The following is a 20,544-nucleotide window of genomic DNA, read 5'->3' as shown; positions in this document are numbered from 1 at the left end:
CTGGCAGTTTTTTACTCACCTAAGAAGTATTTTAGATCAGCTTGCGCGTCGCCGCTAATTGGTCTAACGTTAAATTTATCCACTAAGAAATTTATGATCTCTTCATTGAAAAATTTAGGCAAGCTTGGTCCGACGTTGATGTTTTTGATGCCAAGGCTAAATAGCGCTAGCAAGATGATGACCGCTTTTTGCTCCATCCACATTAGCACGATAGAAACTGGTAGGTCATTTACTGCGATGCCTGTTGCCTCGCTTAGCGCAAGAGCGATCTTAACTGCGCCGTTGCTGTCGTTGCACTGGCCAAGGTCGATGTAGCGTGGTAGCTCGGTGCCTGGGACGTTGCCAAAGTCGATGTCGTTAAATCTAAATTTACCGCAGCTTGAAGTAAGTATCACACAGTCTTTTGGAAGGCTAGCAGCTAGCTCTCTATAGTACTCACGTCCCTTGCCAGGCGCGTCACAGCCAGCGATCACGAAAAATCTGCGGATCTTACCAGTCTTAATCGCGTCTAAAATTTGTGGGGCTAAAGTTAGTATAGTCTTGTAGTGGCCGCCAGTTACTAGGCTCTCGTCGCTATCAAAGCCGCTAACGTCGCCACAAGCTAGTGCACACTCGATAAGTGGTGTGAAGTCGTCGTTTTCGATGTGTTTTACGCCGTTTGTGCCTGCGATCGAGTAGCCAAATAGCCTGTCAGCGTATGTACAGTTTGAGCGTAGTGGCACGATGCAGTTTGTTGTCATTAGTATCGCGCCTTTAAATTCGTTAAATAGCTTAGTTTGGTCAAACCACGCCTTGCCGACGTTACCTTTTAGGTGGCTATACTTGCGTAGTTCTGGGTATCCGTGAGCTGGTAGCATCTCTGAGTGAGTGTAGATGTTTATGCCTTTATCCTTTGTCGCTTCAAGTAGCGCTTTTAGGGCGTGTAAGTTGTGACCGCTTACTAAGATCGCCTTGCCCTCGACCTTGTTTTGGCTCACCCTAACTGGCGTTGGGATACCAAATTTAGCCGTGTGAGCCTCGCTTAGCAGGTTCATCACCTCAACGCCAGCACCGCCTACTTCAAGAAGCTGTTTGATGTGCTCGTCGAAGTTGAAATTTGAGTTTGTAAGCGTAAAATAAAGCGTATCAGCCATAACGCGATCGACATTGCTAGTATCAGCGCCTAGCTCGTGCGCGTGGTGACGGTATGCACTAAGTCCTTTTAAGCCAAAAACCATCGTATCTTGCAAAAGCGCTAGCGTGTCGCTCTTGCCACAGGTGCCCATAGGCTGGCCCTTTGCACCGCATCCATCCTCAGCGCTCATCTCGCACTGATGGCAAAACATCTTCATATCTTTCATCTTTTCTCCTTGTGAATTTAAAAAATTTAAGTGGATTTTATCCTAGGTGGCTAGTCATTTTGGTTGATAGCAGTCAAGGAAAATTTGAAATTCTTTTTAATTGTTGGGTTTTAAGATTTTATGATTATGGATATCAAAATATAACTTTGAAATTTGTCACAAAGAGTTATTACAAAAACGATTTACATTTGAAAATTTATTTAAAAGGATGAAAATGAAAAATTTATTACTGGCGATATTTGCCGCCTTTATGCTTTGTGGCTGCGCTCCAAAGGGGATATTTGTGAGTTTGCCAGACGAGCAAGCACCTTCAAGTATTAGCAAAAAGACAAAAATTTACATCGAAAGCGTCAAGGATGTAAGAACCTTTGAAAACGACCCAAAACAAGCAAGCACCCCATCTTTATACAAGCACAATGTAAATGAAGTTAGTGCAAAAGAGAAGCAAAAATACATCGGCAGGACGAGAAATGGCTATGGCAAAGGGCTGTGGAACGTCATTTTAGAAAACAACCAAAACGTGAGCTTAGTGCTAAAGTCACGCATAGAGGAGGCCTTTAAGGAAAACGGCTATCAAGTCGTAAAAGACAAAAGCCTAATCGATGAAAACACGCTCACCGCAAGCGCAAGGGTAGTCAAATTTTGGTCGTACATATCGCTTGGTTTTAGCAAGGTTGGGCTAAATATGGATATAGACACGCTTTTAAGCGTCAAAGACAAAGAGATAAAGACCGATCTTAAGCGCTCTGAGTTTTATTTTCTAGTGACAAATGATGACTTTTCAAACATCATAAAAACGTCTTTAAAAGAGTATAAAGAGAAGCTTGCAAAACAGATAAGCGAGCTAAATTTAGAATAAATTTTAGGCTAGCTACTAAATTTATAGTGGCTAGCTTTTAAATTTCAAGGCAAATTTCACTTTTTATAAGGGATTTTATCAACGGCGTTTGCTTTTTTAAAGCCATTTAGCCTTAGCCTGCAACTATCACAAAGCCCGCAAGCCTCGTCCTCGCTCTCGTAGCAGCTCCATGTAAGCTCTATTGGTGAGCCAAGCTCAAGCGACTTTGAGACGATATCAGCCTTGCTTAAATTTACAAGTGGCGTGATGATCTCGCAAGAAAAATCAGCCGACGTTCCTAAATTTATCGCCTCATTTATGCTTTTTATAAAGCTCTCTTTGCAGTCAGGATACCCAGAGCTATCCTCCTCGACCACGCCTATGTAGATAGCCTGCGCCCCCTCTTTTTCGGCAAGCGCGGCGGCGATTGAGATAAATACGCCATTTCTAAACGGCACGTAGGTGTTTGGCACGTCCTTACTAACGCCTTTTTTTCTTATCTGCATGCTCTTATCAGTTAGCGAATTTCCGCCTATTTGAGCGATGAAACTAACGTCTAAATTTATCTTTTTAACCACGCCCAGTCGCTCACAGATCTCGTCAAACGCGCGCTTTTCTCGCTTCATAGTCCTTTGGTTATAGTCAAAATGAAGTGCGACCACATCATATCCAGCCCTCTTTGCCATCACAGCGCAAAGCGTGCTATCCATGCCGCCGCTCATTATACAAACTGCTTTTTTCATATTTTGCCCTTTAAATTTGCTAAAATTATACAAAAATTTACTAAGGACAAGCCAAAAATGATACTTTGCGAAGAGAGTTATCCAGAAATTTTAGATCAAATTTGCTCATATCTAACGCCTGGAGAAGTTGAGCTTCTATTTATCAACAAGGATGAGATGAGAGAGCTAAATAGATCTGAGCGTGGCATAGACAAAACCACTGACGTTTTAAGCTTCCCCTTAGAATTTGTCATCCACGCCCCACTTGGCTCGGTAGTCATAAACAAAGATATGGCAAAAGAAAAAGCTGCGGAGCTAAATCACAGCGAAGATGCCGAAACTGCGCTACTTTTCACACATGGCTTGCTGCATATCTTAGGCTTCGATCACGAAAAAGATGATGGGCAAATGAGAGAGAAAGAGTGCGAGGTAATAGCTAAATTTAACTTGCCAAAGAGCCTAATCGTAAGAAGCGAGGACGTTAGGCTCATTGATCTTATAAACAAAAAGGGCTGATAAAGCCCCTGATTTAAAGAGCCTCTTTTTTTGTCTCTAAATTTTCAACTTTTGGCGCAAAAGCCTTGTTTATCTTTCTTATCCAAATGATGAGCGAGATAAATAAGATGAAGTAAAGCACGTAGCTAGCGATAGGCCAGCTGGTGTTTGTGCCGCTATCTTTTATCGAGATCACGTTTCTAAACTCATTTAGCATAGAAATTCTATATCCGTAGTACTTGATAGTGACGTTGTTGTCGCTATTTGCAAAGCCTTGAGCCATGGCTTGGATGTCGGCTGAGTTAAATTTAAAATAAAATGGAAAGCCCCACGCCGTATCTTCATTTCTATAAGCCATCACCTTTTGGTCATTTTGCGCATCTTTTGCGTAGATAAAATAGACATCTCTTACAGGCCCATCGGCTGGGTTTTTAGCGTCTATTATGCCATCTTTGTCCATGCGTTTTACGTCGCCACCAGTTATCTGCACGCTTGCGTAGTGTGGGAATGAATAATCAACTACAAGAGCCAAAAATAGGTGCAAAAGCACGACAAAACTAACGCAAATTCTTTTTATAAATTTGATCATTTCTATCCTTTAAATTTGCGCTATTTTATGAAAAGATAGCTTAAACAAAGGGGCAAAGCGCCCCCATAAATTTAAGCCTTTTTGTTAAGCATAAATTTTAAAAGCTGAGCAAAGAAGCAGATGCCGCCGATTATCAAGATCGTGTCGCCAAGCATCCTTAGCCATCTTAAATTTTGCAAGTGTGACTGCTGTAAAAGCTCAGCGCTTCTAGCATACCACATACCTTGATCTAGACTTGCAAATGCCTGATAGATGCCTATTGGAAGTAGTGAAAGCACGATCATTAGCATAAGTCCTGCATTTAGCCCCCAAAAGCCAACTTTCATCAAATTTTCATCAAATTCTTGCCCTTTAAATAGATAAGTAGCCACAAGCCAGACAAAGCCAAGCGCCAAAAATCCATAAACGCCAAATAGCGCTGCGTGTCCGTGAACTGGCGTTGTATTTAGCCCCTGGATGTAAAATAGTGAAATTGGAGGATTTATCAAAAATCCAAAGACGCCAGCGCCTAGCATATTCCAAAAGGCAACTGCGATGAAGCAGTAAAGTGGCCATTTAAGCGTTTTGGCCCAGCTTTGAGCAAACTGAAGTTTGTAGTGCTCATACGCTTCAGCGCCAAGAAGCACCAAAGGCACGACCTCAAGCGCTGAAAAGCTTGCACCAACTGCCATTATAGGCGTTGTAGTGCCTGCAAAGTAGAGGTGGTGGAAGGTGCCTGGGATCCCACCTATCATAAAGAGTGACGCACTTGCAAGCGTTTGAAATGTCGCAAATCTTTTTGAGACAAGACCAAGGCTAACAAACACAAAGGCAAGTGAAGCAGTAGCAAAGACTTCAAAAAAGCCCTCAACCCAAAGGTGTACAACCCACCAGCGCCAGTACTCCATCACTGGAAGCGGGCTTCTTTGACCATAAAATAGCCCTGCTCCGTAAAACAAGCCAACCGCAATCGCTGACATAGCAAAGATAGCTAGTAAATTTTTATCTCCTTTGTTTTTAAACCCGCCTGCAAATCCACGAAGAAGCAGAAGCATCCAGATGACAAGACCAACAAACAAAATGATCTGCCAAACTCGTCCAAGATCGATGTATTCATATCCTTGATGTCCAAGCCAGAAGCTTAAATTTATAGGCATGATGTTTGCGATAGCTAAATATTCACCCACAAAACTGCCAACTACAAGGATAAGTAGCGCATAAAAGAGCAGATCAACGCCAAGCTTTTGAAACTTTGGATCCTTGCCGCCATTTATGATAGGAGCTAAAAATAGTCCAGCTGCCAAAAATCCAGTCGCTATCCAGAAGATACTAGCTTGTATATGCCACGTTCTAGCAAGCGAATAAGGAATGTAGGCTGATAAATTTATGCCATAAAATTCTTGTCCTTCGACTGTGTAGTGAGCTGTAAAGCCGCCTATTAAAATTTGAAACGCAAATAGCGCTAGCGTGACAAAGAGATACTTTTTAAGCGCCTTTTGTGATGGTGTTAAATTTAGCTTTTTAAGCGGATCTTCACTGATAGGCTCAAGCTTTTCATCATCTTTTTTGCCGTAAAATGAGCTAAACCAAACAAGCAAGCCAATGCCAGCTAGAAGTATCACGACGCTTGCAATCGACCAAAAGACATTCTCACTTGTTGGCACGTTATCGATTAGTGGTTCGTGCGGCCAATTGTTTGTATAAGTTGCCTCGCTACCAGGTCTGTTTGTCGCTGTCGCCCAGGCTGACCAGAAGAAGAAGTTGTTAAGATCGGCTCTGTCGCTAGCATTTGGAAGTGTATTTTCTTTCATTGCATAAGCTTCTCTTAAAGGCTTAAACTTAGGGTCATTACCAAAAAGCGCAGCATACTCGCTAGCTACTTGACTTATTGCCTTTAGCCTATCAGCGCTTAGCACAAATTTATCGTCCTTTACGCTATTTTCTCTATACTCTTTTTTGAGCAAAACCTTTAAATTTGCTTTTTGCTCGTCATTTAGATCAGCGTATTTTAGATGATAAATTTCATCAGCTTTGATCTCTAAAAAAGCAACTAGCTCTTTGTGAAGCCAGTCCGCACTCCAATCAGGCGCTTGATACGCCCCATGCCCCCAAACAGAGCCAACCTGCATACCGCCTATGCTTTGCCAAGCCTCTTGACCTTTGTAGATACTCTCTTTGTCGATTACGACCTTGCCATTTTCGTCAGTAAAATTTACAACTGGAGGCGAATTTCTATAAACCTCAACGCCATAGTAGCCTAAAATACTAAAGCAAACTACCAGCACAGCAACAAGTGCGAGCCAGTATCTTTTGTATTCACGCATTAATTCTCCTTTTTTAAAATTTAGGAGAAAGTTTATCTCATTTCAAAATAGTGACTAATGATATATGTCAATAAAAAGAGAATATTTATCCTATTAGCTTTATATGAATTTACAAAACATGCAATTTTTTCACAATGAACATGCAAATTTTACATAACATTAATGTAAATAGCAGTAACATATCAACCAAACTATTTCACACGAAAAAAGGAAAAAATATGCAAATGAATTTCATGCACAAAGTGGCTAAAATAGGCCTTGTTGCTTCACTTTTTGCAGCTCTTAGCCTAAGCGCAGCTGAGTCTGCTAGAAGTATCACAGATATGAAAGGTGTCAAAGTAAGCGTGCCTGAGAAGGTTGAGAAGATCGCAGCACTGTGGAATGCAAACAACGAGATCATCCTAGCACTTGGCGGTATGGATAAGGTTGTAGCCACAACTGATCTGATCAAAAACAACAAGTGGTTTGAGCACGTCTATCCAAAACTTAAAAATTTGCCAGCCGCACTAAACGGCAAAGACCTTCAGATCGAAGAGCTTGTTAAACTTGCTCCTGATGTTATCATAGTTTTTAACAAAAACTACCAAGATGAACTTATCAAAAATGGCTTTAGTGCTGTGAATTTGATCTTTAGAGACTATCCAGATATGGAGAAAAGCATCTACGCAACAGCTGAAGTCATAGGCACTGATGACGCTAGAAAAAAAGCTGAAAAACTTGCTAATAAAATCCACGATAACTCTGAGTTTGTAACAGCAAGAACAAAAAACATCCCTGATGCTAAACGTCCAAAAGTACTTCACCTTCTTGGTGGAGCGAATTTGCTAAAAATTGATGGTACAAATACTATCCAAAACACTTGGATCAAGCTAGGTGGCGGCGTAAATGCTATCAATACCGAGGGCTCAATGATCGAAGTTAGCGCCGAAGAGATCATCAATGCAAATCCTGATATCATCATCGTTGGTGGCAACGACACAGACGCACAGATCAAAAAGATAAAAGAGCACCCTGCATTCTCTGGCTCAAACGCTGTTAAAAACGGCAAAGTTTATGGCAACCCAAAAGGTGTATTTAGCTGGGATAGATATGGTGCTGAAAACGTACTTCAAATTTTATGGGCAGCAAAAACTATCCAACCATATCTATTTAAAGATGTCGATATGAAAGTAAAAACAAAAGAGTTTTATAAAGAGTTCTTAAATCACGATCTTACCGACACAGAGTATGGCTATATCCTAAAAGGTCTAAATCCAGACGGTAGCAGTAAATAAGATATGAAAAACGCAAATTTTTCAATAGTTGTTATCTTTTTAGCTCTACTAACGCTTCTTTGCGCCTTTGTCGCACTTGGCGTTGGTAGATTTTACATACCTTTTAACGACGTCTTTAGCGTGCTGGCTCACAGCTTTGGTTTTGGAGATGGCGCCGCTAGCAACATCACAAACGTGATAGAAAATTTACGTATCCCACGTATCATCGCAGCCATCCTTGTTGGAGCTGCTCTTAGCGTGAGTGGTGCAGCCTATCAAGGCGTCTTTAAAAACCAGCTAGTTAGCCCTGATTTGCTTGGCGTCTCGGCTGGCGCTTGCGTGGGAGCTGCCACTGCGATCATATTTGATCTATCGCTATTTTGGGTGCAGGCTTTTGCCTTTGGCTTTGGCCTAGCAGCCGTTGCTATCACGCTAGCCATACCAAAGATGATGGGACGCACGAGTACGCTTATGCTAGTGCTTTCTGGCATCATCGTAAGCGGTCTCATGGGCTCAGTGATCGGCTTTTTAAAGTATGTCGCCGACCCTGAGACAAAGCTACCTGACATTGTTTATTGGCAGCTTGGTAGCCTTGCAAAGCTTGATAGTGACAACTTAAAATACATAGCTCCAGTGATGATCATCTGCGCCATTTTACTTATCGCCATGAGCTGGCGTATAAATTTGCTCTCTCTTGGCGACGAGAGTGCGGCAAGACTTGGCGTAAATGTCTCATTTGAGCGCGCTGTCATCATCATCTGCGCTACGCTTCTAACAGCCTGCAGCGTCTGCATAAGCGGCATAGTCGCTTGGGTGGGACTTCTCATGCCACACTTAGCGCGTATGCTAGTTGGCGCAAATAACATAAAAAGCATGCCTGCAAGCATATTTATGGGTGCGATATTTTTGCTATTTGTCGATACTCTAGCGCGTAGCATAAGCGTGAGCGAAGTGCCTCTTGGCGTGCTTACTGGCTTTATCGGCACGGTATTTTTCGTCTGGGTTTTATGGCGAAATAAAAAGGTTGCGTGATGCTTGAAGTTAGAAATTTAAACTTTAGCTACCCAAATGGGGCTGGCAAACTAGAAAATGTAAATTTAAAGATAGGTGCTGGAGAAATTTTAACCATACTTGGTCGAAATGGAGCTGGCAAATCAACAACTCTTGGGCTAATAAGCGGCTCGCTAAAGCCAGTTTCAGGAGAGATCTTTCTTGATGGCAAAAACGTAGATAGCCTAAGCAACAAAGAGCGCGCTAAGATCATGGCGTACGTGGCTCAAAGCGAGGTTACTGAGTATGACTACACCGGACTTGAGTTTATCACGATGGGTCGCGCGGCACACCTTGGTATCTTTGCAAGACCTAGCAAAGAGGACGAAGAGATCGCTAGAATTTACACTAAAAAGCTTGAGATCGAGTATCTTGAGGATCGCTTTATCACGCAGATGAGTGGCGGTCAAAAGCAGATGTGTATGATCGCTCGCGCGATGGCTGCGCAGCCAAAGATGATCATATTTGACGAGCCAACGAGCGCGCTTGATTTTGGCAACCAGTATAAATTCCTACGCACCGTCAAGTGGCTAAAAGAGCTTGGCTACTCGGTCGTGCTAACCACTCACAACCCTGACTTTGCCGTGCTTCTTGGCGGATATGTGGCACTTGTTAAGGGTGATGGCGAGGTTGGATTTGGCACGGTTGATGAGATCATTAGAAGTGAGAATTTAAGCAAGCTTTACGGACTAAATTTAAATGTAAGCTACATCGACGAAGTAAAAAGAAACTGCTGCCTCACTTATCCACTATAAATTTATCTGCTCTTAGTTTTTAAGGGCAGATCACTCGTTTTATCTAAAAAATTCTACTTAAATTTGCTAACCATAAATGCTAAAATGCAAAATAAATTTAAAGGAAAAACTATGGCTTACCCACTACTAGGCACAAAGATCGTGATCGATGAAGAAAAGGTTATAAGAGAGAAAAAGTATAAGCTAGACGTGATCTATGAGTATTTAGACAAACTTGCCAAGCAGTGTGACTTGATCAAGATTGACAAAAATACTTTTCACGCAAAAGGCGATGAAAATGACTTGGCAAATTTGGGTCTGTTTGTTTATAAACACGCCATTAAAAACGAGTGGATAACTAAAAATGTTAAAGAGTGGGTTTGGATTAGCGAGCGAAGTGGCGAAGAAGACATGGTAGCAAGGTTTAAAAGAGAGAATATAGGAGTTTGGGAGTGAGCGACAAAAAAGAGAGAATTTATCCTGCCATATCAAATTTTCATGTAAATTTTAAAAAGAGCCTGCAAAAGGTTAGATAAGGAAAAACAATGGCTTACCCACTACTAGGCACAAAGATCGTGATCGATGAAGAAAAGGTTATAAGAGAGAAAAAGTATAAGCTAGACGTGATCTATGAGTATTTAGACAAACTTGCCAAGCAGTGTGACTTGATCAAGATTGACAAAAATACTTTTCACGCAAAAGGCGATGAAAATGACTTGGCAAATTTGGGTCTGTTTATCTATAAACACGCCATTAAAAACGAATGGATAACTAAAAATGTAAAAGAGTGGGTTTGGATTAGCCAAAAAGAGGGCAATAGCAATATAATCGGCGACGATATGGGAGTTTGGGAGTGAGCAAAAAAGCCAAAGGCAGATTTATATCGTCATCAAATTTCATATAAATTTTAAAAAGCCTGCGAAAAGGTTAAATTTTGCTAGGCAAGATAAATTTAGATATAGCGCAAAAACAAAGGCGCTTTTAAAACCCTGAGCCATTTTGCCACAGAGAGCCTAGACTGGTTTGCTAGCAACCTTTTTTTAACAGCAATATTGAAAAGTCGCGATAAAGCTAAATAAGCCGCGTAATAGTTGGCCATTTTCTATCAAATTTAAAACTAGTCATGAAAGCTTATAGCCTTACCTTAAATTTGACGCAAATTTAAATCCTCTTAGCCAAAAGTAATTTTCTACTCTAAATTTAACGCAATCCGCAAGATCAAATTTGAGCTTTACTTTTAAGCTCAGCCACTCTCGCCTTTGCAGCCTGCGTGATATCATCCTCGTAGTCGTAGAAGTTAAAGGTCGCTCCGTGCTGGAAAAAGCCATTTAATATGTCGCCACTTTGTCGGTTTTTCAGATCAAGCTCGGCCACCTTAAAGCCGTCATTTGTCGCGCAAAATTCTTTTAGCCTAGCTGGCGCCTCTTTTAGCTTGGTAAATAAAAAGCAGTATCCATCGCCGCCATTTCGCCCCACTCTACCGCGCAGCTGATGAAGTGTGGCAAGCCCAAGCCTCTCAGCGCCCACGATCACTATCGTGTTTAGTCTTGGTAGCGAGATACCGACCTCAACAACGGTGGTTGAGAGCAAAATTTCGCCCTCTTCTCTAAATCGCCTTAAAATTTCCTCTTTTTCTTTGTCTTTGCCGTGCGTGACGAAGACATTTTTGAAATTCTTTAGCCAAAAGCCCTGCGCCTCGCTTAGACTTTGGTAGTTTGAGCTCTCGCTGCTCTCAACTAGCGGATAGATGATGGCTACTTGAAAGCCGCCCGCAAGCTGTTTTTTGATGTGAGCGAGCAAAAAGCCAAACTCGCTAGCGCCTAAAATTTGGCTCATTATATTTTTCTTAAACGGCATCTGCTTTAAAAAGCTAAAATTTACGATCTCAGACTGGATTAAACTTAGCGTCCTAGGTATTGGCGTAGCTGAAAACTGCACGAAATTTGCCCGCTCCTCCTCGTTTGAGGCAAGCTCCTCTATCTTTTTGCGCTGGTTTGAGCCAAAGCGGTGCTGCTCATCGACCATGACAAGCGGCGAGTTTGGCAGCTCGTGAAAGAGCAGCGCATGCGTGCCAACGATCAAATTTACCCCGCCAAAATCTATCTTTTTCTCCCCGCTTCGCACCAGCATCACGTTCATAAAAGCAGGCAAAAGCCTCTTTGCTTCATTATAAATTTGCTCGCTTAAGATGCTCGTTGGCGCCATCAAAATGGCACTTTGCGGATAGACGCTAAGAGCAGCTGCTAGGATCACAAGCGTCTTGCCGCTTCCCACATCGCCCATTATGACGCGCCTTTTTGCCTGCACAGCACTAAGGTCGTCTCTGATGTCATTTACTGCGTTTAGCTGATCATTTGTCGGCGTAAATGGCAAGCTCTTAAGCCAAGAGCTTATGTCAAAAAGTTTGATTTTTGGGCTTTTAAAGTAGGTTTTTTTCGCACTTAGCTTTTTTATGTAGTTAAAAATTTCTACAAATTTTAAGATTTCCACGCCCTCGCCCTCATTTTTTAGGCGGTATAAAATTTGAACGCTTTGCTCATCTAGCCGCTGCAAATCAGCTAGAAATTTAGCCTCTTTTTCATTTAAGCCCTCATCAAGTAAATTTTGCAAATTTAGATATTTTAAGATGAGTTTTTTTAGCTCCTCATCTTTTAGCTCGGTCTTAAATTTAGGCACGATCTGACCTATTTTTGTGGTGATCTTTGGATTTACTATCTGCCAAGAGCCAAAGGCGTGCGAGCAAAGCCCATATATCGCCATCTCTTTGCCAAGCTTAAAAGCGCCGTAATGCCAAGACTTTGCGTTAAAAATGACGATCTTTACGCTACTTTGCCACTGCTCGCAAAAGGCAAGTGCTGTCAGCATGCCAGGGCGTGAGGCGAGCGAGGTGATCTTTACATTTATGCAGACCTGCCCTTCTCTTGGGCTCTTAGCGATCGTCGTATCCTCAAAGCCCTTTGGTAGCACGAGAGCAAGGTCAAGAAGGCCAAGCACGCCTATTTTTAGAAGTTTTGCTCTGTCGCTTGCTTCAAATTTCATTTTTTAGGACACAAAAACTTAGCTCATTTATCTCTGCGTGGGCTTTTATGAAGCTATTTAGCTCGTTTAGCGAAAGGCTTGAAATTTTATCAAGGTCCTTTAAAAATGCCCCAAGCTCGCCATATTCGTAAAACTCGCCTTGCGCGATGTCAAGGCGTTTAAAAAGCGTCTCAAGTCTAAGAGGCAACGAGCCAAGTAAAAATTTCTTCGCCTGCTCAAGCTCGGCCTTGCTAACGCCTTTTTTGCTAAATTTTAAAATTTCCTCTTTTATAACGGCGATCGCCTCGTCTTTTTTCTCATTTTTTGTCTGCATGTAGCCGTAAAGCTGGCTGTAAGAGAGATTTAGCAAATTTCTAGCGTAGGCGCTGTATGCAAGCCCTCTTTTTACGCGGATCTCCTCCATGAGCCTCGAGCCAAAGCCACCCTCGCCTAAAATAAATGTCGCCACTGCCGCCTTGTATTTTTCTTCAGGTTTTACATTAAACGGCGCGCCAAAATAGATGTATGCCTGCTCGCTTTGCCTTATGATCTCGCTACTTTCGCACTTGTTGCTTGGGCTAAAGCGCTCTAGCTTTCGCTCCTTGCCAGGTTTTAGTATCTCTAAAACACTTGCAAGCTCTTTTGTCTGCTTCTCGTCGATGTCGCCACCAAGCACGCAAAGCAAATTTGAAAGGTCTAAATGCTCGTTTAAAAATTTCCTCACATCTTCAAGCGTGATCGCTTTTATGCTCTTTTTAGTGCCGATACTAGGCTGTGCAAGCACGCTTTTTGGATATAAAAGCTCAAAGAGTCCCTGCCTTGCCACGTAGTCAAAGTCGTTTTCATTTGCTGCGATCTCGCCAAGTGTGACGGTTTTGCACCTATTTAGAATTTCATCAGTTAAATTTGGAGCGCTTATAAGCTCTTTTAGCTTGCCACACGCAAAGACAAAGTGCTCTTTTAGGCAGTTTAGATCGATGCAAAATGTCTCAAAGCCGCAGCTTGCGTTTAGGCTAATAGCCCGCACTTCAAGCTCTTTAGCAAATTTAGCCGAGCCTAGCTTCATATCGCCCTCGTTTAGCAAATTTGCACTTAGTCTTGCAAGGCCTGCTAGCTTGCCATTTTGCGAACTACCAGCTGCTTTGAAAACTAGTTTTAGGCTCACTACTGGCATCGCTTTTGAGCTTTCAAAAACGACTGGAATTTTTACATTTTTTACATTGATATCTAAAATTTTCATCTAAAATTTCTCCAAAATATCGTAGTTTGTGTTGCGCTTAGCTGGAATTTCTCCGACATCTTTTATAAGCTCGATCATCTGGTCTTGATTCATCCTAAAGCTTGCTCCTGCGGCCTTTACGACGTTTTCTTCCATCATCGTGCTACCAAGGTCGTTTGCACCAAAAAGAAGCGCTAGCTGGCCTACGTAGCTGCCCTGCGTGACCCAGCTGCTTTGGATATTTTTAAAGTTATCCAAAAAGAGCCTTGAGACTGCAAGAAGCCTTAGATAGACGTTTGAGCTTTGCTTTTTGATCTCTGGGAATTCTTGCATGAGCTTTGTATTTAGCCCTTGAAAGCTCCAAAGTATAAATGCCCTAAATCCAGCCGTTTCATCTTGTAAATTTCTGATATGCTCCCAGTGTTCCACGATCTCACGAGTGCTCTCAACCGTGCCAAACATCATCGTCGCAGTCGTTTTCATGCCAAGCTCGTGCGCCTCTTTGTGTATGCGAAGCCAGTCTGCGGTGTCACACTTTTTAGGGGCGATGATGTCACGCACTCTGTCGCTTAAGATCTCCGCTCCAGCCCCTGGCATCGAGTATAAGCCCTTTTCGTTTAGGCGTCTTAAGACCTCTTTTGTAGAAATTTTTGAAACTCTTGCGATGTAGTCGATCTCAACGGCAGAAAAACCATGTATCGTGATGCTTGGATAGTGCTTGCTGATGTAGGCGACAAGCTCCTCGTACCACTCGATCTTTAGCTTTGGATGAACGCCACCTTGAAATAAAATTTGCGTGCCGCCAATGGCGATTAGCTCCTCGATCTTCTTGCCGATCTCCTCAAAACTTAGCACATAAGCGTCCTCTTCTTTTGCGTGGCGGTAAAATGCGCAAAATTTACAATCCACCCAGCAGACATTTGTATAGTTGATGTTGCGATCTACGATGAAGGTCGTTATATTATCTGGATGAAGCTCTTTTTTTCTAGCTAGCGCCATCTTGCCAAGCTCGTAAAGCGGTGCATTTTCTATAAGATCGATGGCTTCATTTACACTAAGTCTTTTCAAATTTAACCTTTTATTTTGCTTATTTTTGGGCGAGAGTTTAGCCAAAAATGCTTTTAAATATGATAAATCAGGCGTTATGAAAAATTAATTTTTAAAGGCTAAAATGTGAGAAATTCTTTAAAGGAGCGAGTTATGAAAAAGGTGATATTTGCCGTTATCTGCGGGCTATTTTTAGTTGGTTGTGCTAAAAATGAGCCAAAGCCAGCTGGGCCTCAAGGAGCAAGTTGTGGATGTGCTCATCATCAAAAAATGATGCAAGAAAATATGCCAAGCTGCCAACATCACGGCATGCAAGGTGCGATGCATGAGCAAATGCCAGCAGGCTGCCCAGTTCACGCAAAATAGATAAAGTGCCAAATGGCACTTTATTTTAATATAACTTTGTCGCCTTTAGTGCCTAAAACCTGCACTTTTTCGCCATTTTTTAGCGCTCCGTCATACTTCCAAAGAGTGCCTTTAAAATAGACCATATTTTCTCTGATCTCACCAACGCCAGCTTCGTCTAAAAATTCCTCATTAAAGCTCTCTTTTTTAGCCATAAATTTACTCTTTAACGGCGCTTTTAAGAGCACAAGCAAGATAATGGCAAGTGCTGCAACACCTAAAATTTGATATGGCCACTCAAAATTAAAACCAAAATTTATCGCCCCAACGATGATAAAAGCGACGCCAAAAAAGAGCAGATAAAACGAAAATAGCATAAGCTCAGCCACGCACAAGAGCGCGCCTATGGCTATCATTATAAAAGGACTTATCACGCCTTATCCTTAGCTAAGAAATTTTTTAAAACACTAAGCGAGCCGATGAGTTCAGCCGCCTCATAAGGGACTAAAATTTTATCTTTTGAGCTATTTTTAGCTAGCTCGCTAAACGCCCCGACCCTGTCGCGCGCAAGCAAAAATTCAGCCGCATTTGCGTTTTTGCTCATGCTGTCATTTATCATATCCATAGCCTCTTTTTGAGCCGTTGCGATGGCGATTTGCTCGTATTTTTTCGCATCAGCCATACGCTCTATCGCCTCTGCTTGAAGCACTTTTTCTTGTTTTAGTGCCTCTGCGTTGCGGATGAGTGCCTCTTTTTCAGCCAAGGCTTTTAGCTCGATCGCGCGCTTTTCACGCTCAGCCTTCATCTGCATATTCATCGCCTCTTCGATGCCAAGTGGGACAGAAATTTCAGAAATTTCAACCCTCATGATCTTTACGCCCCAGTTGCCAGCTGCGTCGCCAAGGGCTACTTGAAGTGCGGCATTTAGGCGGTCACGAGAGCTTAGCGTATCATCAAGATTCATCGCGCCTATCTCGCCACGAAGCGTTGTCATGGCTAAATTTGCAATGGCACGCTTGTAGTTATCTACGTTATAAACCGCCATTTTTGCGTCAAATACCTTTAAAAAGACGATACCATCAACGCTAATATTAACATTATCTTTTGTGATAACTTGCTGTTTTGTGATATCAACAAGCTGCTCTTTTATAGTTATGATAGCTCTTATCTGATCGACAAATGGGATTATGATGTGAAATCCCCCGTCAAGCACCTTGTGAAATTTACCAAGTCGCTCGATCAGCAAGTTATCTGCTTGCGATACGATCTTGATGCCAGCTTTTAAAAACAAAAATGCAAAAATGACCAAAACAACGACTAAAACGCCAAATGTCTCAACTTGCATCTTCTCTCCTTTAATTTATAATTTGTTATTTTCTTAAGTATTATAATACATTTTAAATTTTATTTTCAAAAAGGATCAGCATGAAAAATTTTATCTTTGCACTAAGTGCGGCTCTACTATTAGCAGGTTGCGCTACGTCAAACCAAAGCGCGAGCGTTCCACAAGGCAAATGTGAAGTAAAAGGTAGCTGCATGGCTCCAGTAAGCAGCATCGAAGGCACTTACAAGGCATTTTTACCTTGTGCTAGCTGCATGGGCATAGACTCAACCCTTACACTAAAAAAAGACGGCACATTTGAAAGTGTGATGAACTACAAGTCAAAAGATAACTACAAAGCCGTTAGCAAGGGCAAATACTCGGTCAAAAATGGCGTTATCACAACCGTTGATGAGTATAAAGAAAAGAGCTTTTATAAGATCGATGGCGAGAACCTAAAGATGCTTGACATGGATCAAAAAGAGGTCACTGGCGAGCTAAAAGATAAATACATCTTTAAACGCGTAAAATAAATTTTAAAGGCAAAATGATATAATTTTGCAATTTTTAAGGAGTTGCAAATGAAATATCTTTTTGCCATACTTATCTCATTTTTCATCATCGGCTGCGCGAAAAATGAAAATTTAAAGCCACAAAACCAAGAGCAAACACAAAAATCAAAAGAAGAAAAACCACTTCTTAGAGACGAAAAACCCAAAAAACCAGAAAAACTAATACTTTCAAACTCTATCTACACGAGCTACTACACGACCTTGCCATGCTCAAACTGCGAGGGCGTAAAGACTATCTTAACTCTAAATAAAGACAAAACCTACACAAAAACTATGCTTACGATGGATAAGGCTGCTACCTTGGTAGAAAAAGGCGGCACTTTCGATGTCGATGAGAGCGCTATCGTGCTAAAAGATGAAAGTGGCGCACTAAGCTACTTTGTGCCAAACAAAAACTCACTTCTTCAGCTTGATGATAAGAAAAATAAGCGAGTTGGCGTGCTAGCTCAAATTTATAACTACGAGCCAGTAAATAAGGCTTATAAAGATAGTTTTTTTGCTAGATTTTCTAAATTTAAAGACAAAAATGGCTTTTTAGAGCTTGTGCTTGTGCCTAGCAAAAACGGCGCAAAGATAAGCTTTTACTCATCGCTAAAAGATGGCTCGCCACTTTGTAAATTTAACTCAGAGCTGCTTTACGACAAGGGCATTTTTTACCTTTTGGATGAAAAAGGCGTGGCTTTAAGCGTGCATAAAACCGCTAACGACATCTTCGTAATCGCAAACGATAAAATTTGCAAAAATGCTCACATAAGCGGACACTACAAAAGAGAAAAAGGCAGATCTAGCCTCTTTGGCAAGGGCTTTTTTGCGAAACTTACAAACGAGTCAGCAAATGCTGATGTGATGAAATTTTATGGCGCAAAAAACATAAAAAGAGACAATACTAAAAAAGAAAATAGCTACATCGTCACAAATAAAAACGAGAGAATTTTTGAATACACATTGCTAAATGGCATCATCACAAGCATCGAAATTTACTCAAATGAGTTTAAAACTCCTGAAAATATTAGCCTAAAATCAAATTTCAAAGATATAAAAAACGCACTTGTCATCTCTAAATTTCAAAGCGACGCAAACAATATCTATCTAAAAATAGACAGCCACGACATGCTCATAAAGCTTAAAAATCCGCTCGCACAAGATATAACAAGCTTAAGCCAGATATCAGACGAGGCGCAAATAGAGCAGATAACTCTGATGTGGAACCAGTAGCTTGAAAGAGTATCTTAAGCTTTTAAAGGACGAGAGAAATTTCCGCCTTTTAAGCACCATCCAGCTCATGTGCTACTTTGGTGTGTGGTTCTCGCACACTGGCATCTTTACGCTACTTATCTCGCTTGACGCTCCTGTATGGGCACTCACGCTAAGTGCGGCGATGGCATTTATCCCAGGTGTTGTCATCGCTCCATTTAGTGGCATTTTGGTGGATAAATTTAGCCCAAAACCTATGCTTGTGATCATGATGGCGGTTGAGACCATAAGCGTTTTTATGCTGCTTTTTATAAACTCACTTGATTTTTTATGGCTACTTTTGCTTATCATTTTCGTTAGAAACGGCGTTGGCGGGATGTATTTTCAAGTAGAGATGAGCGTGCTACCAAAAATTTTAAGCAAAAAGAGCCTAAAGCTCGCAAACGAGATCCACTCGATCATCTGGGCGGTCTCATACACCGCTGGCATGGGGCTTGCAGGCGTTTATATACACTTTTTTGGCATCAAAAGCGCCTTTTTGCTTGATGGAGCTCTTTATCTTTGCAGTTTTGGCTTTTTATATCTTTTAAAACTAGACGAGCTAAAGCCAGAATTTATAGAAAAACCTCTAAAAATGCTCAAAAATGGGCTTAAATACCTAAAAGAAAATAGACTCATCGTGCATCTTATATTTTTGCATGCCTTTGTTGGTATCACAGCTTATGACGCGTTTATCGCACTTTTGGCTGACTATAGATACGCAAATTTACTCTCAACTTCACTAGTTATTGGCCTGCTAAACGCCTCAAGGTCGATCTCGCTTATGTTTGCACCGGCCTTGCTTAGTAAATTTATGAACAAAAAAACGCTCATCTACATCTACATCGGTCAAGGGCTTGGCATCATCATCTGGGCGCTCTCTTTGCGAAATTTTTATCTCTCACTCATTGGCATCATCTTTGCAGGATTTTGCACGTCAAGCCTTTGGAGTTACACCTACACACTACTTCAGCAAAACTGCCAAAAAGAGTTTTACGGCAGAGTGATCGCGTATAATGATATGATTTTTCTTGGATTTAGCGCACTTATCTCATTTGCGATCGGCTTTTTATACGAGCTTGGACTAAGCGTGGAGATGATCGCAGCCTTTATGGGAAGCCTCTTTTTCGTTGGAGCCTTTTACTACCACGTAGTTTCAAAAAGGTATGAGATAAGGTAAAATTGATCTATCTTTTAAAGAAACTAACTAATAAAATTATAACTATAAAGATAACTACTGAAGACAAAAGCTCATGTTCAGAAGACTCTTCCTTCTTACCCTCACTCTTTTTCTCCTTTTCCTCAAACCAATCTCTAACATTGTGTTTAACAGAACCTTTTTTTAAACTCCCACTACTACTAGCTTGTGATAAATTTTCTTTTTTATTGGCTTCATTGGCTGTAACAGTATTGCCATTTTTTGAAATTTCTGATTTTTTACTTTTGTCATCTTTTATCATAGTATCTTCATCTTTTAAAGGTACTACTTTGATATCATTTTGACCAAATTTTTCCTCGCCATCTATTTCTTGCCATTTGCCATTTATATTAATCATATTTTTAACGACAGTTGAGCTCTCTTTAGAGACTTTCATATCGCTTGGATTTAGAGGAATTTCTACTTTGTTATTGCCATCAATGATTACAGCGTTGCCATCCTTTGAAATTTCTATTTTACTATCTCCATCACGGATCACAAATGTGCCATCTTTTGATGGAATGATCTTATTGTTGTCTTTATCAAAAAACTCACTCTTTCCATTGACACTAACCTTGGTCCACTCTTGAACCTCACCATTAGATAGCATATCTTTAAGAGCGTCAGGTCTTGCAAAATTTATTGGGAGTTCTACTTTATTGTTATTTTCATCAACTATTACAAAATTTCCATCTTTTGAAATTTCTATTTTACCTTCGCTGTTAGTTGCACCTACCTCATGCCATTTTCCATCTATCTCAACCATATTTTTAACCATAGTTGAGCTTTTAATATCATCAATTTTTATTGACTTTTCTACTTTGTTATTATCACTAATAACTACATCGTCTTTTGAAATTTCCGCTTTATTTTCAGATTCATCTTTTTTAAGCTTGATAACATCAACATTGCCAATCTCTGTTTGAATTTCTTCGCTACTCTCACTGACATTAGGATCTTTTCCGCTACTATCTATCTCAAGCCATTTGCCATTTACTTTAACCTTTGCATAGCCATTGCAAAAATCGTTTGCATCATCAAATTTACATTCAATTACCTGAACACCATTCTTATCTATAAAGCCAAATTTGCCAAATTTTTTAACCCTGGCCAGCCCTTCACAAAAGTCGCTTACATCACTAAAATTGCACGCAATGACCTGTTCTCCTGCTTCATTTATAAAACCATAGTTGCCAAATTTCTTGATCCTAGCTAAGCCTTCTTTAAATTCGCCAACTATCTCAAAAGTCTGCTTCATCCTTCACCA

The 20,544-nt window shown here is 41.0% G+C and carries 21 protein-coding genes; 11 read left to right on the top strand and 10 right to left on the bottom strand.

Annotated elements, in window-relative coordinates:
• Positions 1 to 11 precede the first annotated feature (11 nt).
• The gene (gene hcp, locus CVT00_RS02695; protein WP_002940097.1) at positions 12 to 1,340 is read right to left on the bottom strand and encodes a hydroxylamine reductase; all 1,329 of its coding nucleotides are present in this window, start codon (positions 1,338 to 1,340) and stop codon (positions 12 to 14) included.
• Between the two features lie 214 nt (positions 1,341 to 1,554).
• Between hcp and CVT00_RS02690 the strand changes: the two genes are divergently transcribed.
• Complete coding sequence (locus tag CVT00_RS02690; RefSeq protein WP_107915747.1) at positions 1,555 to 2,199, top strand: flagellar biosynthesis protein; 645 nt, start codon at positions 1,555 to 1,557, stop codon at positions 2,197 to 2,199.
• A gap of 56 nt (positions 2,200 to 2,255) precedes the next feature.
• Here CVT00_RS02690 and queC read toward each other — a convergent pair whose 3' ends face one another.
• Positions 2,256 to 2,954, bottom strand: coding sequence for a 7-cyano-7-deazaguanine synthase QueC (gene queC, locus CVT00_RS02685; RefSeq protein WP_107915749.1), 699 nt, complete (start codon positions 2,952 to 2,954; stop codon positions 2,256 to 2,258).
• A 24-nt stretch (positions 2,955 to 2,978) separates the two neighbouring features.
• Between queC and ybeY the strand changes: the two genes are divergently transcribed.
• Positions 2,979 to 3,416 (top strand): rRNA maturation RNase YbeY, encoded by a 438-nt coding sequence (gene ybeY / locus CVT00_RS02680; protein ID WP_107915751.1) that lies wholly within the window; start codon positions 2,979 to 2,981, stop codon positions 3,414 to 3,416.
• Between the two features lie 13 nt (positions 3,417 to 3,429).
• Here the strand turns inward: ybeY and CVT00_RS02675 are convergent, their stop codons facing one another.
• The gene (locus tag CVT00_RS02675; RefSeq protein ID WP_107915753.1) at positions 3,430 to 3,984 is read right to left on the bottom strand and encodes a DUF1523 family protein; all 555 of its coding nucleotides are present in this window, start codon (positions 3,982 to 3,984) and stop codon (positions 3,430 to 3,432) included.
• Between the two features lie 71 nt (positions 3,985 to 4,055).
• Positions 4,056 to 6,287 carry a nitric-oxide reductase large subunit gene (locus tag CVT00_RS02670; protein WP_107915755.1) on the bottom strand — a complete coding sequence of 744 codons (2,232 nt, stop codon included), beginning with the start codon at positions 6,285 to 6,287 and terminating at the stop codon, positions 4,056 to 4,058.
• A gap of 218 nt (positions 6,288 to 6,505) precedes the next feature.
• Here CVT00_RS02670 and CVT00_RS02665 point away from each other — a divergent pair, with 218 nt between their 5' ends.
• The 5 genes from CVT00_RS02665 (at position 6,506) to CVT00_RS02645 (ending at position 10,181) form a co-directional block, all read left to right on the top strand.
• Complete coding sequence (locus CVT00_RS02665; RefSeq protein WP_107915757.1) at positions 6,506 to 7,561, top strand: ABC transporter substrate-binding protein; 1,056 nt, start codon at positions 6,506 to 6,508, stop codon at positions 7,559 to 7,561.
• Positions 7,562 to 7,564: 3 nt separating this feature from the next.
• Positions 7,565 to 8,572 (top strand): FecCD family ABC transporter permease, encoded by a 1,008-nt coding sequence (locus CVT00_RS02660; protein ID WP_021084752.1) that lies wholly within the window; start codon positions 7,565 to 7,567, stop codon positions 8,570 to 8,572.
• Complete coding sequence (locus tag CVT00_RS02655) at positions 8,572 to 9,345, top strand: ABC transporter ATP-binding protein (RefSeq protein ID WP_012001386.1); 774 nt, start codon at positions 8,572 to 8,574, stop codon at positions 9,343 to 9,345. Before CVT00_RS02660 ends, CVT00_RS02655 begins: the two co-directional genes overlap by 1 nt.
• Positions 9,346 to 9,456: 111 nt before the next feature.
• A complete protein-coding gene (locus tag CVT00_RS02650) occupies positions 9,457 to 9,780 on the top strand; it encodes a hypothetical protein (protein WP_107915759.1) in 324 nt (107 codons plus the stop codon).
• Positions 9,781 to 9,869: 89 nt separating this feature from the next.
• Positions 9,870 to 10,181, top strand: coding sequence for a hypothetical protein (locus tag CVT00_RS02645; RefSeq protein WP_107915761.1), 312 nt, complete (start codon positions 9,870 to 9,872; stop codon positions 10,179 to 10,181).
• Between the two features lie 361 nt (positions 10,182 to 10,542).
• On the opposite strand, the gene recG is transcribed toward CVT00_RS02645, so the two are convergent.
• The 3 genes from recG to CVT00_RS02630 are packed head-to-tail and all read right to left on the bottom strand — an operon-like array spanning position 10,543 to position 14,629.
• Entirely contained in the window at positions 10,543 to 12,363 is a 1,821-nt protein-coding gene (gene recG, locus CVT00_RS02640; protein ID WP_107915763.1) for an ATP-dependent DNA helicase RecG, read from the bottom strand.
• Positions 12,353 to 13,582, bottom strand: coding sequence for a M16 family metallopeptidase (locus CVT00_RS02635; RefSeq protein ID WP_107915765.1), 1,230 nt, complete (start codon positions 13,580 to 13,582; stop codon positions 12,353 to 12,355). The genes recG and CVT00_RS02635 overlap by 11 nt, the downstream gene beginning before the upstream one ends.
• Complete coding sequence (locus CVT00_RS02630) at positions 13,583 to 14,629, bottom strand: dehypoxanthine futalosine cyclase (protein ID WP_107915767.1); 1,047 nt, start codon at positions 14,627 to 14,629, stop codon at positions 13,583 to 13,585.
• A 132-nt stretch (positions 14,630 to 14,761) separates the two neighbouring features.
• On the opposite strand from CVT00_RS02630, the gene CVT00_RS02625 reads away from it, so the two are divergent.
• Entirely contained in the window at positions 14,762 to 14,974 is a 213-nt protein-coding gene (locus tag CVT00_RS02625; RefSeq protein ID WP_107915768.1) for a hypothetical protein, read from the top strand.
• Between the two features lie 20 nt (positions 14,975 to 14,994).
• On the opposite strand, the gene CVT00_RS02620 is transcribed toward CVT00_RS02625, so the two are convergent.
• Together CVT00_RS02620 and CVT00_RS02615 are read right to left on the bottom strand one after the other, a co-directional pair.
• The gene (locus tag CVT00_RS02620; RefSeq protein ID WP_107915770.1) at positions 14,995 to 15,387 is read right to left on the bottom strand and encodes an NfeD family protein; all 393 of its coding nucleotides are present in this window, start codon (positions 15,385 to 15,387) and stop codon (positions 14,995 to 14,997) included.
• The gene (locus CVT00_RS02615) at positions 15,384 to 16,298 is read right to left on the bottom strand and encodes an SPFH domain-containing protein (protein ID WP_021089647.1); all 915 of its coding nucleotides are present in this window, start codon (positions 16,296 to 16,298) and stop codon (positions 15,384 to 15,386) included. The genes CVT00_RS02620 and CVT00_RS02615 overlap by 4 nt, the downstream gene beginning before the upstream one ends.
• Before the next feature lie 80 nt (positions 16,299 to 16,378).
• Here CVT00_RS02615 and CVT00_RS02610 point away from each other — a divergent pair, with 80 nt between their 5' ends.
• The 3 genes from CVT00_RS02610 to CVT00_RS02600 are packed head-to-tail and all read left to right on the top strand — an operon-like array spanning position 16,379 to position 19,259.
• Positions 16,379 to 16,807, top strand: a complete 429-nt coding sequence (locus CVT00_RS02610; RefSeq protein ID WP_103558598.1) for a copper resistance protein NlpE — start codon at positions 16,379 to 16,381, stop codon at positions 16,805 to 16,807.
• A 48-nt stretch (positions 16,808 to 16,855) separates the two neighbouring features.
• Positions 16,856 to 18,061, top strand: a complete 1,206-nt coding sequence (locus tag CVT00_RS02605; protein WP_107915772.1) for a copper resistance protein NlpE — start codon at positions 16,856 to 16,858, stop codon at positions 18,059 to 18,061.
• Position 18,062: 1 nt separating this feature from the next.
• On the top strand, positions 18,063 to 19,259 hold the full coding sequence (locus CVT00_RS02600) for an MFS transporter (protein ID WP_103558600.1): 1,197 nt from the start codon (positions 18,063 to 18,065) through the stop codon (positions 19,257 to 19,259).
• Between the two features lie 7 nt (positions 19,260 to 19,266).
• Here the strand turns inward: CVT00_RS02600 and CVT00_RS02595 are convergent, their stop codons facing one another.
• Positions 19,267 to 20,535, bottom strand: coding sequence for a WG repeat-containing protein (locus tag CVT00_RS02595; protein ID WP_103558601.1), 1,269 nt, complete (start codon positions 20,533 to 20,535; stop codon positions 19,267 to 19,269).
• Positions 20,536 to 20,544 lie beyond the last annotated feature (9 nt).

It is taken from the genome of Campylobacter concisus, assembly GCF_003048675.2.
Classification (GTDB): Bacteria; Campylobacterota; Campylobacteria; order Campylobacterales; family Campylobacteraceae; genus Campylobacter_A; species Campylobacter_A concisus_F.
The sequence above is the reverse complement of the archived record's forward strand: the minus strand, read 5'-3'. Positions and strand labels throughout refer to the sequence as shown.